The sequence below is a fragment of the Pseudomonas sp. LBUM1668 genome, assembly GCF_059695715.1.
Genome location: NZ_CP166787.1, coordinates 4,778,866 through 4,794,532 on the forward strand (window position 1 = coordinate 4,778,866; position 15,667 = coordinate 4,794,532).

The 15,667-nt window shown below is 59.4% G+C and carries 13 protein-coding genes; 7 read left to right on the forward strand and 6 right to left on the reverse strand.

The window, feature by feature from the left end:
- Positions 1 to 478: 478 nt before the first annotated feature.
- From ACA061_RS21420 to cmoB, 7 genes are all read left to right on the forward strand, one after another.
- Positions 479 to 853 (forward strand): DUF6124 family protein, encoded by a 375-nt coding sequence (locus tag ACA061_RS21420; protein ID WP_497300009.1) that lies wholly within the window; start codon positions 479 to 481, stop codon positions 851 to 853.
- 675 nt (positions 854 to 1,528) lie between these two features.
- Positions 1,529 to 3,952 (forward strand): endopeptidase La, encoded by a 2,424-nt coding sequence (lon, locus tag ACA061_RS21425; protein ID WP_150616259.1) that lies wholly within the window; start codon positions 1,529 to 1,531, stop codon positions 3,950 to 3,952.
- A gap of 217 nt (positions 3,953 to 4,169) precedes the next feature.
- The gene (locus ACA061_RS21430; RefSeq protein WP_150601779.1) at positions 4,170 to 4,562 is read left to right on the forward strand and encodes a protease inhibitor I42 family protein; all 393 of its coding nucleotides are present in this window, start codon (positions 4,170 to 4,172) and stop codon (positions 4,560 to 4,562) included.
- Positions 4,563 to 4,564: 2 nt separating this feature from the next.
- Positions 4,565 to 5,212: a lysoplasmalogenase gene (locus ACA061_RS21435; RefSeq protein WP_210554997.1), complete on the forward strand. Its 648-nt coding sequence runs from the start codon at positions 4,565 to 4,567 to the stop codon at positions 5,210 to 5,212.
- A gap of 135 nt (positions 5,213 to 5,347) precedes the next feature.
- The gene (locus tag ACA061_RS21440) at positions 5,348 to 5,824 is read left to right on the forward strand and encodes a hypothetical protein (RefSeq protein ID WP_497300010.1); all 477 of its coding nucleotides are present in this window, start codon (positions 5,348 to 5,350) and stop codon (positions 5,822 to 5,824) included.
- A 154-nt stretch (positions 5,825 to 5,978) separates the two neighbouring features.
- Positions 5,979 to 6,758: a carboxy-S-adenosyl-L-methionine synthase CmoA gene (gene cmoA / locus ACA061_RS21445; RefSeq protein ID WP_210554995.1), complete on the forward strand. Its 780-nt coding sequence runs from the start codon at positions 5,979 to 5,981 to the stop codon at positions 6,756 to 6,758.
- Entirely contained in the window at positions 6,755 to 7,711 is a 957-nt protein-coding gene (gene cmoB, locus ACA061_RS21450) for a tRNA 5-methoxyuridine(34)/uridine 5-oxyacetic acid(34) synthase CmoB (protein ID WP_210700229.1), read from the forward strand. The genes cmoA and cmoB overlap by 4 nt, the downstream gene beginning before the upstream one ends.
- Positions 7,712 to 7,791: 80 nt before the next feature.
- Here cmoB and tadA read toward each other — a convergent pair whose 3' ends face one another.
- The 6 genes from tadA to treC form a co-directional block, all read right to left on the reverse strand.
- Positions 7,792 to 8,286: a tRNA adenosine(34) deaminase TadA gene (gene tadA / locus ACA061_RS21455; protein WP_497300011.1), complete on the reverse strand. Its 495-nt coding sequence runs from the start codon at positions 8,284 to 8,286 to the stop codon at positions 7,792 to 7,794.
- Positions 8,286 to 9,662, reverse strand: coding sequence for a multicopper oxidase family protein (locus tag ACA061_RS21460; RefSeq protein ID WP_497300012.1), 1,377 nt, complete (start codon positions 9,660 to 9,662; stop codon positions 8,286 to 8,288). The genes tadA and ACA061_RS21460 overlap by 1 nt, the downstream gene beginning before the upstream one ends.
- A 117-nt stretch (positions 9,663 to 9,779) precedes the next feature.
- Positions 9,780 to 10,070, reverse strand: coding sequence for a PTS sugar transporter subunit IIB (locus ACA061_RS21465; protein ID WP_497300013.1), 291 nt, complete (start codon positions 10,068 to 10,070; stop codon positions 9,780 to 9,782).
- A gap of 1 nt (position 10,071) precedes the next feature.
- On the reverse strand, positions 10,072 to 12,609 hold the full coding sequence (ptsP, locus tag ACA061_RS21470) for a phosphoenolpyruvate--protein phosphotransferase (protein WP_497300014.1): 2,538 nt from the start codon (positions 12,607 to 12,609) through the stop codon (positions 10,072 to 10,074).
- Positions 12,610 to 12,671: 62 nt separating this feature from the next.
- Positions 12,672 to 13,895 (reverse strand): maltoporin, encoded by a 1,224-nt coding sequence (locus tag ACA061_RS21475; protein WP_497300015.1) that lies wholly within the window; start codon positions 13,893 to 13,895, stop codon positions 12,672 to 12,674.
- 106 nt (positions 13,896 to 14,001) lie between these two features.
- Positions 14,002 to 15,648, reverse strand: coding sequence for an alpha,alpha-phosphotrehalase (treC, locus tag ACA061_RS21480; RefSeq protein WP_497300016.1), 1,647 nt, complete (start codon positions 15,646 to 15,648; stop codon positions 14,002 to 14,004).
- Positions 15,649 to 15,667 lie beyond the last annotated feature (19 nt).

A 15,667-nucleotide genomic window follows, 5' to 3' on the forward strand; every position in this document is an offset into this window, starting at 1 on the left:
GGCAGTTAAGGAAAAGGCGATGTCCCGCGAGGGGCATCGCCTTTTTTGTTGCCACCGACTCCCTGTAGGAGCTGCCGAAGGCTGCGATCTTTTGATCGTGTTTTTTGCAGATCAAAGTCAAAAGATCGCAGCCTTCGGCAGCTCCTACAGGGGATTGGGTGGAGTCCTACAGAACGGAAATTGGCCGAGACATTTCCGACAAGTCGCGTCGGTTGTGCGTCGGAAATGGGGTGGATAGGCTCAAGGGGTCGCTGCAAATTCAGCGACCGGGCGTCGCGGCCCGATAACTGATGCATAATCGCCAACCTCAAGGTGCCTCGGTGCCTGTTGTTTGAGTCATGGCGGCTGTGCGCGGGATACCTTCTTGGAGGTATGCCGATTTCTCAGTTATCGGTCCGCGAACCCGCGTACAGCTGCCACCTCAGATTGCTTCGCGGCAATCGTGGGTAGCTCCACTTTCACCAACTGAGTATTCATCATGAAAAAGCCCACACCCAACCCACCAGAAACCAACGACACCTCGCCCTACCAATCCCCCGATTCGAAGAAATTCCACGAAGCCGCCGAACGCGCCCTCGACCATTACCTCAAACCCAACGCACTCACCTTGCGCTTCCACAAACCCAGCACCATGTTCCAGGTCGCGCCCGATCAAGACAGCGAAAGCCTGCTGGTCCACGCCTGCGAATCCCTGGCGCAAGCCAGCCTCATGAGCAGCGACATCGCCGCCTACATCGACCTGCCCCAGCGGCGGACGATCCTGGCGATCCAGCAAATCATCATGCTCGCGGAACTGGCGGTGAATCGAGTGCTGGATAACCTCGAAATCCCACAACCGACGCCACACAGCTGAGCCCCTGTAGGAGTGAGCCTGCTCGCGATTGCAGTCCGACATTCAACACAGTTGTCGACAGACCCACCGCCATCGCGAGCAGGCTCACTCCTACAATTGAATCGTATGCCTCTAGCCAGAAACCGGTCGGCTGCCAGGCCGCCATCGCTGGCAAGCCAGCTCCCACAATTCTGACCGCGTGCAAACCATGCGGCGTAGCCGCCCCACTCAACAGGATGAGCGTTAGCTCGGCTGCAGCTCTTGATCTACCTGGCCCCTTCGGCAGGCTTCGTTGCGGGATTGATCCGGGGGGCAGGCGCGTAGCGCCGTTCGACGAAGTCGAATACATCGAAAGGAGGTGCAGCGAAGCAAACCGGAAGCGATGCCCCCGGATCAATTCCGGAGCGAAGGAACCCCGAGCCCCAGCGAGCGGGCCGAACGCCGGGGCCCAGCGTTTTGGTTACTTTTGGGCGTCTGCAAAAGTGACTCGCTGTAAAAGCGAAACCGCCAGCAGCAGCACCCTCAGCAACGGATATACCCCCAAAACCCCAAGAACATGGTCGGCCCAAAGGCCGCCAAGTCCAAAGCGTGACCCCTGTCAAAACCCTGAACACACAAACAGAAACACTCCCCCACCATTGAAACCACTCAAGCCCTGCCCCATCTAACACCCATACCCAATTGCGCAGGTGCCCCATGAGCGACCAGCAAGAATTCCCCGATAACCCCGACGACTACACCGAAGCCAGCGAAGACCACATCGAACACACCACCTCCGGCAAAGGCCTCGCCCTGCCCGGCCAGAACCTGCCGGACAAGGTCTACATCATCCCGATCCACAACCGCCCGTTCTTCCCGGCGCAAGTCCTGCCGGTCATCGTCAACGAAGAACCCTGGGCCGAAACCCTCGAACTGGTCAGCAAATCCGACCACCACTCCCTGGCCCTGTTCTTCATGGACACGCCCCAGGAAGACCCGCGCCACTTCAACACCGACGCCCTGCCGCAATACGGCACCCTGGTCAAAGTCCATCACGCCAGCCGCGAAAACGGCAAACTGCAGTTCGTCGCCCAAGGCCTGAGCCGCGTACGCATCAAGACCTGGCTCAAGCACCACCGCCCGCCGTATCTGGTGGAAGTCGAATACCCGCATCAGCCCACCGAGCCGACCGACGAGGTCAAGGCCTACGGCATGGCGCTGATCAATGCGATCAAGGAACTGCTGCCGCTCAACCCGCTGTACAGCGAAGAGCTGAAGAACTACCTCAACCGCTTCAGCCCCAACGATCCGTCACCGCTGACCGACTTCGCCGCCGCCCTGACCTCGGCCACCGGCCCGGAATTGCAGGAAGTGCTCGACTGCGTGCCCATGCTCAAGCGCATGGAAAAAGTCCTGCCGATGCTGCGCAAGGAAGTCGAAGTCGCGCGCCTGCAAAAAGAAATCTCCGCTGAGGTCAACCGCAAGATCGGCGAGCACCAGCGCGAGTTCTTCCTCAAGGAACAACTCAAAGTCATCCAGCAGGAACTCGGCCTGACCAAGGACGACCGCAGCGCTGATCTCGAACAGTTCCAGCAGCGTCTGGAAGGCAAAGTCCTGCCGGCGCAGGTGCAGAAACGCCTCGACGAAGAAACGCACAAACTGTCGATCCTCGAGACCGGTTCGCCGGAGTACGCGGTCACCCGCAACTACCTCGACTGGGCGACGTCGGTGCCGTGGGGCGTTTATGGCGCGGACAAACTCGACCTCAAGCACGCACGCAAGGTGCTCGACAAACACCACGCCGGCCTCGACGACATCAAGGACCGTATCCTCGAATTCCTCGCCGTCGGTGCTTATAAAGGCGAGATCAGCGGCTCTATCGTGCTGCTCGTCGGCCCGCCGGGTGTGGGTAAAACCAGTGTCGGCAAATCCATCGCCGAATCCCTCGGCCGACCGTTCTATCGCTTCAGCGTTGGCGGCATGCGCGACGAAGCCGAGATCAAGGGCCACCGCCGTACCTACATCGGCGCACAGCCAGGCAAACTGGTGCAGGCGTTGAAAGACGTCGAAGTGATGAACCCGGTGATCATGCTCGACGAGATCGACAAGATGGGCCAGAGCTACCAGGGCGACCCGGCCTCGGCGCTGCTGGAAACCCTCGACCCGGAACAGAACGTCGAATTCCTCGACCACTACCTCGACCTGCGCATGGACTTGTCGAAAGTCCTGTTTGTCTGCACCGCCAACACTCTGGATTCGATTCCCGGTCCGCTGCTCGACCGCATGGAAGTGATTCGTCTGTCTGGCTACATCACCGAAGAAAAAGTCGCCATCGCCAAGCGTCACCTGTGGCCGAAACTGTTGGAAAAGGCCGGCGTGTCCAAGGGCAGCCTGAGCATCAGCGACAGCGCGCTCAAAGCCTTGATCGACGGTTACGCCCGTGAGGCCGGGGTGCGCCAGCTCGAAAAGCAGATGGGCAAACTGGTACGCAAAGCGGTCATGAAACTGATCGACGAGCCGAAAGCGGTGATCAAACTCGGCCCGAAAGATCTGGAAGCCTCGCTGGGCCATCCGGTGTTCCGCAACGAACAAGTGCTGTCCGGCACGGGCGTTATCACGGGACTGGCGTGGACCAGCATGGGCGGCGCCACGCTGCCGATCGAAGCGACGCGGATCCACACACTCAATCGCGGTTTCAAACTCACCGGGCAACTGGGCGACGTGATGAAGGAATCGGCGGAGATCGCCTACAGCTACGTCAGCTCGAACCTGAAACAGTTCGGCGGCGATGCGAAATTCTTCGACGAAGCCTTCGTCCACCTGCACGTACCGGAAGGCGCCACACCGAAGGATGGCCCGAGCGCCGGCGTCACCATGGCCAGCGCTTTGCTTTCCCTGGCGCGCAACCAAGCGCCGAAAAAAGGCGTGGCGATGACCGGTGAACTGACGCTGACCGGGCATGTGCTGCCGATTGGCGGGGTACGCGAGAAAGTGATCGCAGCGAGAAGGCAGAAGATTTTCGAGCTGATTCTGCCAGAGCCGAACCGCGGCAACTTCGAGGAACTGCCGGACTATCTGAAAGAAGGCATTACCGTGCACTTCGCCAAGCGGTTTGCCGATGTGGCGAAGGTGCTCTTCTGAACATGAAGTAGCGACTGCACTACCGCTATCGCTGGCAAGCCAGCTCCCACAATGTTCATTGGTGCTCACAAATCTTGTGCTCTACCGAGAAACCTGTGGGAGCTGGCTTGCCAGCGATGGCGTCCTTGACGACACCGCCAAACCGCCCGACGGTCACACTTTGTCTCATCTTCGGTTATGCTCGCCGTTCGTCGCCAACGCCGGAGCCGCTGACCTTATGTCCCCCATTCGCCTGTTTGTCCCCATCGCCTTTTCCTTGCTGGCCGCTTGCGCCACGCAGCCGAAACACAACGTGACCGTGGAAAAACAAAGCGAATGCCCCGTGCGACTGACCAGCGGGCAAAATCTGATCGTGATGCTGCCAAGCAACCCGACCACGGGTTATCGCTGGGCGATTCAGGATTCCGCCGGCGGCGTCTTGCGCGCCCTCAGCCCTGAGGTCTATAGCAACCCGGAAGATGCTGGCGTGGTCGGTGCTGCCGGGCTTTCCACCTGGCGTTTTCAAGCGTTTGCCGCGGGCACCGGGCGTCTGCGCCTGACCTCGCAACAGCCATGGGCGCCGGAAGTGCTGCCGGTGGAAACCTTTGACTGTGCCATTTCGGTGAATTGATCGTGGGCTGGCTGATTCTGGCGCTGATGGGCGCGGTGACCTTTCTCTATGGCCTGAGCACCCACGCGGCGCTGCTCTGCCTGTTGGTCAAACCGTTGCCGGTACTGGCATTGCTCGGCTGGCTGCACGACGCACCGCCCAGCGACTATCGCCGCTGGATCAGTCTCGGTCTGATTTTTTCTCTGCTGGGCGATGTGTTGTTGGCGTGGCCAGGGGATTTGTTCGTGTTTGGTCTCGGCGCATTTCTCGTTGCGCATCTGGCGTATCTCAAGGCCTATCTCAGCGACTGCAAACGTCTTGCGTTGATGCCACTGGTGCTCGCGCTTGGCGTGGGTGCCGTGCTGTTGGGGATGCTGATTGCCAGTGGTCTCGGCCCGCTGCTGGTACCTGTGATCGTCTACGGCACTGCGATCAGCGCCATGCTCTGGCGTGCTCTCGCTCGCCTCGGCAGCGACGTGCCCAAGCGTTCGGCGTTACTGGCAGCGGGGGGTGCGCTGGCGTTTGTGTTCTCTGACAGTGTGATCGGCATCGATCGGTTTGTTGCGCCGTTCCATGCTGCGCCTTACGTCATCATCCTCAGTTACTGGCTTGGCCAATGGGGTATCGCTGCCTCGGCGTTTAATAAAGACAAACAACCTGGTCATATGTAATAACCATAAAAATCTTTTCCTATCTCGAATCGATATAAAAACCTGTCAGATCTGACAGTACCTCGAATTTCTTCCCCTACTTACTATCCCCGTGTCGTATCCCAAACCACGAATGTAAGAGCAAGGAAGAAAATCATGAGCCTCAGAGACAAAGATTCGCAAAGTGCAGCGCTAACCCTGTTCTCCGCCAGCTGCGATGTTCAAGCCTCGATTTCGAACCGAGTGAATTTCAATACGCAAAATATCCAGTTCGGGCAACACTCTGACGGTAAAGTCGAATTCCGCGCCCGCTCCTACGAGGGTTATAAGGAATCAGCAAAGGGGATTACGTTTAAGTTTCCCAGCGACATTAAGACTGGAAGTTACGAAACAACAGATCCAGCCTTTCCGTTCGAGATCCTCTCCTATTTTGAAACCGGCACTTACAGCGACTTCTTAACTATTTACAGTTACGCTGCGACAAGCGGCACTGTCGAGGTCGAAGTCATTTCAAACGACCCTCGGGAAATGCGCTACCTCATCAGCTTTGACTTCAAAGGCAAAGACAACAGAACAGAAGAACTGCACATCACTGGCAAAGCCGAATTAAACGGTTTCATACGCGCTACTTGATTTCGCTTTAAACATTGAATGACCAAGTCTTGATTTTGACTTGGTCATTCACTGCTTTTCCCGAACTCCCTTCATCCCCCTCCCTTTGTACACGACATGCCGATCCCCACGCTTTATCAGACAACCCAAGCATCCCCGCGCCACTTTGGCTAAAATGCCGGCCTTTTCCACCGACATCGCCGGAACCGCCGTGAGCAAAGAACCCGATCGCATTTTCGCCCAGCCCTTGGCACAGGTGCCTGACTTCGCCTTCAACGAAGACGTGGTGCGCGTGTTCCCGGACATGATCAAGCGCTCGGTGCCAGGTTACCCGACCATCGTCGAAAACCTCGGTGTGCTTGCCGCGCAGTTCGCCCAGCCGAACAGCGTGCTCTACGACCTCGGCGCCTCCCTCGGCGCGGTGACCCAGGCCCTGCGCCGTCACGTGCGTACCGACGGTTGCCGCGTCATCGCTGTGGATAACTCGGCCGCCATGGTCGAACGTTGCCGCGAATACCTCAACGGTCAGGACTCGATGTTTCAGGAGTTGCTGCCGGTCGAGGTGATCGAGGGCGACATCCTCGCCCTCGACTTTCAGCCTGCCTCGGTGGTGGCACTGAACTTCACCCTGCAATTCATCGCCCCGGATCAGCGCACCGCGTTGTTGTCGCGCATCCGCCAATCACTGCTGCCCGGCGGCGCACTGATCCTGTCGGAAAAACTGCGCTTCAACGATGCCGAAGAACACGCATTGCTCACCGATCTGCACGTCGCGTTCAAACGCGCCAACGGCTACAGCGAACTGGAAATTGCCCAGAAGCGCAGCGCCATCGAAAACGTCATGAAGCCCGACAGCCTCGAAGAACACCGCGAACGCCTGCTGGCCGCCGGGTTCTCGAAAGTCGTGCCGTGGTTCCAGTGTCTTAACTTTGCCTCGTTGATTGCCTTGCCATGATTGATCTGTCCCCCCTCGCCCGCCGTCTGGCCGGTACACCGCTGGCCGAATGGGCCAACACCCTGCAGCGTCAACTCGACAAGAAAATGGAGAAGGGCCACGGCGATCTGGAGCGCTGGCAAAGTGCGCTGGACGCCTTGCCAAAGATCCAGCCGAGCGAAGTCGACCTGCTCAACGGCTTGAAACTCGACACCGATTGCGACGACGAAACCCGCGCGCAAATGCGTACCGCCCTGATGGGCCTGTCGCCGTGGCGCAAAGGGCCGTTCGATCTGTTTGGCGTGCACGTCGATACCGAATGGCGCTCGGACTGGAAGTGGTCGCGGGTCGCCCCGCATCTGGATCTGAAAGGAAAACGCATCCTCGATGTCGGTTGCGGCAACGGCTACTACATGTGGCGCATGCTTGGCGCCGGCGCGAACAGCGTGATCGGCGTTGACCCGAACTGGCTGTTCTTCTGCCAGTTTCAAGCTGTGCAGCGTTATTTGTCTGAGCCAAACGCGTGGCACCTGCCCTTCCCGTTCGAGGATTTGCCGCCGAATCTGGAAGGTTTCGACACCGTGTTTTCCATGGGCGTGTTCTACCACCGCCGCTCGCCAATCGAGCATTTGCTGGCGCTGAAGGATTGCCTGGTCAAGGGCGGTGAACTGGTGCTGGAAACGCTGGTGGTTGAAGGCGACAAGCACCAAGTGCTGGTGCCGGAAGACCGTTACGCGCAGATGCGCAACGTGTGGTTCCTGCCCTCGGTGCCGGCGCTGGAGTTGTGGTTACGGCGTGCCGGGTTTACCGATATTCGTTGCGTGGATGTCAGTACGACGACGATTGAGGAACAGCGCGGCACCGAGTGGATGAAGTATCAGTCGCTGAGTGACTTCCTTGATCCGGATGATCACAGCAAGACGATCGAAGGGCTGCCGGCGCCGATGCGGGCGGTGATTGTGGCGAAAAAATAGAGCAGATCAAAAGATCGCAGCCTTCGGCAGCTCCTACACCGATCCCTGTAGGAGCTGCCGAAGGCTGCGATCTTTTGATTTTAATCCCGGCGTGCGCGACGGGCTCTGAAGAATTCGGTCAACACCGCCCCACACTCCTCCGCCAACACCCCGCCCTCATACAACACCCGGTGATTCAAAAAGCCCTGAGTGAAAAACTGCCCCTGGCTTTGCACGATCCCGGCTTTTGGTTCCAGAGCGCCATACACAACCCGCGCCACCCGTGAATGCACGATCAAACCGGCGCACATGCTGCAAGGCTCCAGCGTCACGTACAGCGTGCTGCCGGGCAGTCGATAGTTATCCACCGCGTGCGCTGCGGCGCGGATCGCGACCATTTCGGCGTGAGCGCTCGGGTCACTGGCGCTGATCGGGCAATTGAAGCCGCGACCGATGATCTCGCCATCCTGTACCAGCACCGCGCCCACCGGTACTTCGCCGAGGGCTGCCCCCTGCGCTGCAAGGGCAAGCGCTTCACGCATGAAGTCGCGGTCACGGCTGCGGTCGATGATCGCTGCGGGGCGAATCTGGCGCATCACTTCACCTCAATGGCGGCCATCAGGCCGGTTTCCATGTGGTCGATCACGTGGCAATGGAACATCCATACCCCCGGGTTATCTGCCACCAGCGCCACTTGCGCACGCTCGTTCTTGCCCAGCAGATAGGTGTCGGTGAAGTACGGAATGACCTTGTGGCGGTTCGACGCAATCACCTTGAAGCTCATGCCGTGCAGGTGAATCGGGTGCTGATACTGGGTCATGTTCTTCAATTCGAAAATATAGCTCTGGCCCAGTTTGAGACTGGCAATCGGCCGGTCAGCGCACGTCTTGTCGGTGATGTCCCAGGCCTTGCCGTTGATCTGCCAGAGACTTGGCGGCTTGCCGTTGTCGACGTTGACCGACACCGAACCGACCCATTCGAAATTGAAGTTGAGTTTCTCGGCATTGGCCAGGTCCGGCTCGGCCACCGGGTTGGCGGGCAGCGCGGGCGGCCATTCGGTCGGCGCGTCCGTGTTGGCCACCGAGCGCAGAGTGCCCAGACGCACCGGGCCGTTGCGCAGCGACAATTCTTCGCCTGCCGCCGGTGCCTTGATCGCCAGGCAAATACGCATGCCGGGGCCGAGCCAGTATTCCTTGCCCAGCGGGCGCGGCTCCACCGGATTACCGTCCAGCGCGTAGATTTTTGCCTCAACACCAGGAATGTTGATGCGGTAAGTCAGGGTGTTATCGAGATTGAGCAAACGCACCCGAGTAATCTGCCCGGCCGGCAGGTCGATCACCGGCAAAGGTACGCCGTTGATGGTCGACAAACGCCCCGCCGTGCCACCGCGAGCGGCTTCACGAGGGATGCTGAATTCAACGAAATTGCCTTCATCGTCGATGTGCCAGTTCTTCAGGCTCAGGGTCTTTTCGTATTTGAAACCGGTCGGCTCGCGCTCTTCGATGATCAGCGGCCCGACCAATCCGCGCCCCAGTTCTTCGCTGCTGCTGACATGTGGGTGATACCAGTAGCTGCCGGCGTCCGGCACGCGGAATTTGTAGTCGAAGTACTCGCCCGGTAGCACCGGCAATTGCGACACGTACGGCACGCCGTCCATTTCCAGCGGCAGGCGAATGCCGTGCCAGTGAATGGTGGTCGCCACCGGCAGATGGTTGATGAAGCGCACCCGCAGCCATTCGCCCTGACGCACGCGCAACTCGGTGCCCGGCGCCGAGGGGCCGAACGCCCAGGCCTCGGTCTTGTGCCCCGGCACCAGTTCCACGTCCAGGGGCGCGGCGATCAGCTCGTAGTCGTGGCCCGCCTCGGCGTCAGCCATCTTGCCCAGCCAGTAACGCGACGCGCCCCCCGCTCCAACGCCTACGACAACAAGACCGGCCAGGCCACCGAGGATTTGGCGACGGGTAAAGGACATGAACTCAACTACCTCACGTATCAGCGACAGACCCCTGAAGGCCCGTAAAAGGCGAATACGATACACCTGCGGTTGAGAAACAGTAAGGGTGACCTGAGGCCGCACATCCCTTCGGACTTAAGGCCGCAAGCCGCGAATCAAGTGCACCACCCCATCCTCCAGGGGCATGACGCCCGCGACACCGGCATCGCTCAATGCCTGACGATCCATGCGCGACACGTCACGCAACACCACCCGCACCCGGGTCAGCGCCACCGGTTGCTGCGATTTGAGGTTATCCCCACCACCCATCGCCGCAACGATGTCTGCGCTTAGCCCCCCGGCAGTTTCGGCCGACACTTGTGGCTCGTCCGGCACCAGATCCGGGGTCAGGGCCTTCCAGAACGCCTGCTGCAATTTATTGAACATGTCAGTTCTCCAGAACCGGTGAAGTATCGACCGTTGCCTCGTGATACAGCCGCAGTGCTTCGCGCACTTCCTCAGCGCTCTCCAGCCCCTGTACCTGTTCGGCGATAGCCTTGCAGTCGAGCAGGTCCACCTCACGCACTGCCGCTTTGATCGCCGGAATCTGCGGCACGCTGACCGACAACTCATCCACGCCGAGCCCCAGCAACAGCGGCACGGCCAGACGTTCCGAGGCCATCGCGCCACAGACGCCGACCCATTTGCCGTGGGCATGCGCACCTTTCACGGTCATGGCGATCAGGCGTAATACCGAGGGGTGGAAACTGTCGGCCTGACTGGCCAGACGTGGATGGTCGCGATCCATCGCCAGGGTGTATTGAGTCAGATCGTTGGTGCCAATCGAGAAGAAATCCACATACGGCGCAAACAAATCGGCCATCAGTGCCGCCGCCGGCACCTCAATCATGATCCCCAGCTTCGGCAGTTCGACGATGTTCAGTGCCTGGGCTTCCTCCTCCAGCATTCGCCGGGCCAGATGCAGCTCCGAGATTTGCGTGACCATCGGCAACATGATGTGCAAGCGCGTCATACCGACACTGCCAAGGATCGCCCGGAACTGCTCGCGCAATAGTTGCGGACGCTCCAGACACAGCCGAATCCCGCGCAGTCCGAGGAACGGATTGGTTTCGCTGTCCATCGGCACGTAAGCCAATGGTTTGTCGCCGCCGACATCCAGCGTGCGCACCACCAGATTGTGCGACGGCCCCACGGCTTGGGCGATGGCGCTGTAGGTCGAGACTTGTTCGTCGAAAGTGGGCGCGTGGTTGCGATCCAGATAAAGAAACTCCGAGCGCAAAAGCCCGACGCCGGCACCGCCCAGGCCCATCGCCTGCTCGGTTTCACTCAGCGAGGAGACGTTGGCCGTCACCTCGATATGGTGCCCGTCGCGGGTGCAAGCGGCCAGTGTCGCCTGCGCGTGATCATGTTGATGGCGCAGACGCTGTTGCTCGAGTCTGGCTTGCAATTGCTCGATGGCGAGCGGATCGGGATTGAGTTGCAGTTCACCCTTGTCGGCATCGAGCAGCACCGTGCTGCCGTTCGCCAATGCCAGCATCTGCGCCGGCACCCCGCAAATCGCCGGCAGGGCAAAGGCCCGCGCAAGAATTGCGACATGACTGGTGGCGCCGCCCCCGACCGTGGCGATGCCAAGCACCTTTGTGACATCAAGCCCCGCAGTCTGCGACGGCGTCAGTTGATCGGCGATCAGGATCGTCCCGTGCGGTAACGTCAGGACCGGGTCCTGCACGCCGAGAATCAACTTGAGGACTCGCAAGCTGACGTCCGTCAGGTCTGCCGCACGCTCAACCAGCAACGGACTGGCCGACTGCCGAAACAGCGTCGCGGTGGACGCGGTAGCAGCATGCCAGGCAAACGCCGCGCTTTTGCCCTCGGCAATCAACGCTTGCGCCTGATCGAGCAGGCTCGGGTCATCGAGCAGTTCCTGATGAGCCTTGAAGATTTCCTCCTGAGCGCTGCCTCCCGCCGTGTCGCGCAAGTGCTGCAAGGCCATTCCCGCCTCGATCAACGCGTTCGTCAGCGCCTCCTGCTCCGTTTTTGCCCCGGCACCGGACTCTTTTATGTCGAGGCTCGGCTCGGTGATCTGCATCACCTGGCCCAATGCTGAACCGGGCGATGCACAGACTCCACGCAGAACCGTCAGCACCTCAGGGTCGATGCTCTCCAAAGGCTCCGACGCAGGCAACACTGTGACCGATTCTCCACAACCCTCGGCGAGTAATCGCGAGAGCGCGTTGATCGCGGCTTCGGCGTCTTCGCCCACCGCGCTCACTTGCACGCTGTCAGCAAAAGCGGTCTGCAGCGCCATGATTGCCACCAGTGATTTGGCGTTGGCTTCGGCCTGCTGTTTGTGCAGATAAATCTTTGCTGAAAAAACCTTCGCCGCTTGCGCGAACACCGCCGCCGGACGCGCATGCAGACCGTTGGGGTTGGGCAGTTTGAGCCAGTTTGAGAAAAACACTTCGCCTTCCGGCGCGGCCTGTTCTTCGCGGGTGGCCTGCGCACTGGCGAGGCTCAGCAGTGGTTGGCCGGTTTCGACCAGACCGGTCTGCGCGGCCGTCCAGGTGAATGGCTCACCGCTGACCACCAGCATCAGGGTCAACAGACTGCGGGCGTGCAGGGCGATGTAATCGGCATCGAACTCGATCAGCGATTCGCCAGCCGCCACCCGCTGACCTTCTTCAACCAGGCGGGTGAAACCCTGACCGCCCAGATTCACCGTATCCAGACCGATGTGCAGCAACACCTCAACGCCATGGTCATCGGTGATGCTCACGGCATGCCCGCTGGCCTGCACGTTGCTGACCACTCCGGCCAGCGGTGCGCATAACGTTGATGAAGTCGGGTCGATGCACAGGCCGTCGCCGATCACGCGATTGGCGAAAACAGAATCGGGCACTTGATCCAGAGGCATAAGCACGCCGGACAAAGGCGCCAGCAGTTGCAATTGTTGGGGTGTGGCCATGACGTCACCTGCGGTTTTGTTCTTTGAAGTACCCGTGGAGCGCAACGCCCCACCAGCATCGCTTATTTCCACCAGTATTCGACCTGCAATCCAACATTCGCGCCGTGGCGTGCGGTACTGAAGGCGCCGGTATCGGACAGCGCCGACCCTTGGGCCAATTCGTTGGCCGCCCGTTTAGCCGCCGCGTTCCAGCTGGCATAGGTGTAATACAGACGCACCTCGGGGCGCGCCCAGAACTCCGGGCCTTTAGGTGACCATGTCGGCGCAATGGTGAATTTGCTCAGCTTGCGCGTGCCACCCGGTGCATCGACTTGATCATGGCCCAGTTCGGTGACCAGTTTGAATTGTTCGGTAAGCGCATAGGTCGGACGCACGCCCAGCGACATCCAGTTCTGGTCAGCGCCGTCCGGGCGAATGTCTTTTTGATACACCGCCTCGATTTGCCCGCCAAAACGCGGCGTCAGTTGCCAGTCGAAAAACTCGACGATCCGATAACTTTTATTGCTGTCGTCCAGTTTGACGTTACCGGTGTAGCCCAGCCCGGTGCCGGGCCCTTCACCGTACTGGAAGGCCAGTTTGTTTTTGCCACCGAGAAAGTCCTTCTGCACATGCTGCGTGGTGATCGCCCAGCCCCGGTGCGCATCGCGGCTGTCGGGTTTGTCGATGTAGCTCAAGCCAAACTCCAGCTCGCCGCCGGGATTGGTAGCGAAACCGGCGACGTTGAAGTCGTGCCGGTTGATGTAGTCCTTTTGATAAAGGTTGTCTTTGCGCGAAAAGGCGTAGCTGTATTTCAGATCACCAATCAGCACGTCCTCGATCCCGCCACCGGTAGCGCTCTGGTTCCAGTAGTAGAAATCGGAAATGTGGATGTCATTACGTTTGTAGTAGCGACGACCGGCCCAGAGCGAACCGCCATTGAGCGCGGGCATGTTCGACCACTGTGCATAGGCCTGCGGCAGACGCACCGAGCCGTTGTCTTCATTGAACGTGAGGCTGTGGTTGTAGCGGTTGTACAGCGAGACCATGCCATCGACGCTGAATACCGAGCCATCGTCGAGGGTGTACAAATCCTGGCGCAACTCAAGCTCGCCGTACTGCTCGCATTCGTTGCCCAAGCGGTATTTGGTCTGCGCCCCCGGCAACTGGAAACACGATTGGCTACCGCCCTTGGTCGCGTTGCCAATGCCACTGCGCAAGTAACCGCCGAACTCCAGCGCTTGTGATGTCTGTGGTAACGCAAGGCATAAACCTGCGACTGCAAGGCTGCGATTTATTGTTGTTTTCATAAGCCACCCCATTATTTTTATTGTGTGTTTCCATGAATTCGGCGCGCAAAACTCCCCCGCGCAGTGCTCTGCGTGTTTTTTCAAACGTTGGTTTTCTAGTTAGGGATCAGGGATCGATCAGGTGCAGGACGAACGATTCATAAGGTCGCAAACTCACCTGTCGATTGCGTGGCGGACAGTCCGGGTAATTACTGATCAGTAGTCGCTGGTTCTGCGTCTCGTCGATCTCTATCGGCAGTTCGATTTCACACGGTGTCGCGTAGAAGTTGTTCACGATCAGCAGACGTTCGCCCACGCCTTCACGCAGGTAAACCCAGACTTGTGGGTGCTCGGGCAACAGCTGTCGATAGACGCCGTCCGTAATCAATGCCTCTGTGCGCCGCAACGCGATCAGTCGACGGTAGTGATGCAGCACGGACTCCGGGTCATCGAGCTGGTGGGCGACGTTGATCCGGGCGGCATTGGCCGGCACCTCGATCCACGGTTCGACGCGGCTGAAACCAGCATGCTGTTCCGCGTCCCAATGCATCGGCGTACGACCGTTGTCACGGGACTTCTGCATGATCGCCGCCATGTTGTCGATGTCGCTGGTGCCTGCTTCACGTTTGAGCCGAAAGATGTTCAGCGTTTCGACATCGCGGTACTGATCGATACGCTCGAAACCCGGATTGGTCATGCCCAGCTCTTCGCCCTGATACACGAACGGCGTGCCCTGCAGAAAGTGCAGCGCGGTACCGAGCATTTTCGCCGAGAGCTCCCGATACTCACCGTCATGGCCGAACCGCGAGACCACCCGAGGTTGATCGTGGTTACACCAGAACAGCGCATTCCAGCCACCACCGGCCTGCATGCCGGTCTGCCAGTCGGACAGAATCTGCTTGAGCTGGAGGAAATCGAAATCGGCGCGAACCCACTTTTCCAGGTTTGGATAATCGACTTTCAGATGATGAAAGTTGAAGGTCATCGACAGTTCTTGCGACTGCGGATTGGAGTAACGAATGCAGTGTTCGAGACTGGTGGATGACATCTCGCCGACGTTGATCAGGTCGTGACCGGCGAACACCTCACGGTGCATCTGCTGCAAGTACTCATGGACATTCGGCCCGTCGGTGTAAAAGCGTCGGCCGTCGCTGTCGTCCTCGGCAAAGTCCGCAGGCTTGGAAATCAGATTGATCACGTCCAGCCTGAAACCACCCACGCCCTTGTCCCGCCAGAAGCGCATCATCTTGAAGACTTCGGCGCGTACCTTGGGGTTGTCCCAATTCAGGTCAGCCTGGGTATGGTCGAACAGATGCAGGTAGTACTGACCGGTCTGGGCCTCGTACTCCCAGGCCGAACCGCCGAACTTGGACTGCCAATTGTTCGGCTGGTCGCGCCAGATATAGAAGTCGCGGTAGGGGTTATCAAGGCTGCTGCGCGCCTGCTGAAACCAGACGTGTTCGATCGAGGTGTGATTGACCACGATGTCGAGCATCAGCTTGATCCCGCGCTTGCCCGCCTCGGCGATCAGCAACTCGCAGTCGGCCATGCTGCCGTAGCTGGGATCAACCGCGTAGTAGTCGCTGATGTCATAGCCGTTGTCACGTTGCGGCGAGCGCAGGAAAGGCGTGATCCACAAGCAATCAACACCCAGCCATTGCAGGTAATCGAGCTTGGCCACGACGCCGAGCAAATCACCTGTCGGGTTACCGGCGTGGCTGTGAAAACTCTTCGGGTAGATCTGGTAGATCACCGAACGTTGCCAGTCTTGCATGGCACATTTCCCTCTTGAT

Bases quoted from the DNA above. Each gene is read 5' to 3' on its own strand.
- ACA061_RS21475 (WP_497300015.1), bottom strand. From the start codon at position 13,895: ATGAAAACAACAATAAATCGCAGCCTTGCAGTCGCAGGTTTATGCCTT.
- treC (WP_497300016.1), bottom strand. From the start codon at position 15,648: ATGCAAGACTGGCAACGTTCGGTGATCTACCAGATCTACCCGAAGAGT.
- ACA061_RS21440 (WP_497300010.1), top strand. From the start codon at position 5,348: ATGAGCCTCAGAGACAAAGATTCGCAAAGTGCAGCGCTAACCCTGTTC.
- ACA061_RS21420 (WP_497300009.1), top strand. From the start codon at position 479: ATGAAAAAGCCCACACCCAACCCACCAGAAACCAACGACACCTCGCCC.
- cmoA (WP_210554995.1), top strand. From the start codon at position 5,979: ATGCCGGCCTTTTCCACCGACATCGCCGGAACCGCCGTGAGCAAAGAA.
- ACA061_RS21430 (WP_150601779.1), top strand. From the start codon at position 4,170: ATGTCCCCCATTCGCCTGTTTGTCCCCATCGCCTTTTCCTTGCTGGCC.
- lon (WP_150616259.1), top strand. From the start codon at position 1,529: ATGAGCGACCAGCAAGAATTCCCCGATAACCCCGACGACTACACCGAA.
- ACA061_RS21465 (WP_497300013.1), bottom strand. From the start codon at position 10,070: ATGTTCAATAAATTGCAGCAGGCGTTCTGGAAGGCCCTGACCCCGGAT.
- ptsP (WP_497300014.1), bottom strand. From the start codon at position 12,609: ATGGCCACACCCCAACAATTGCAACTGCTGGCGCCTTTGTCCGGCGTG.
- ACA061_RS21460 (WP_497300012.1), bottom strand. From the start codon at position 9,662: ATGTCCTTTACCCGTCGCCAAATCCTCGGTGGCCTGGCCGGTCTTGTT.
- cmoB (WP_210700229.1), top strand. From the start codon at position 6,755: ATGATTGATCTGTCCCCCCTCGCCCGCCGTCTGGCCGGTACACCGCTG.
- tadA (WP_497300011.1), bottom strand. From the start codon at position 8,286: ATGCGCCAGATTCGCCCCGCAGCGATCATCGACCGCAGCCGTGACCGC.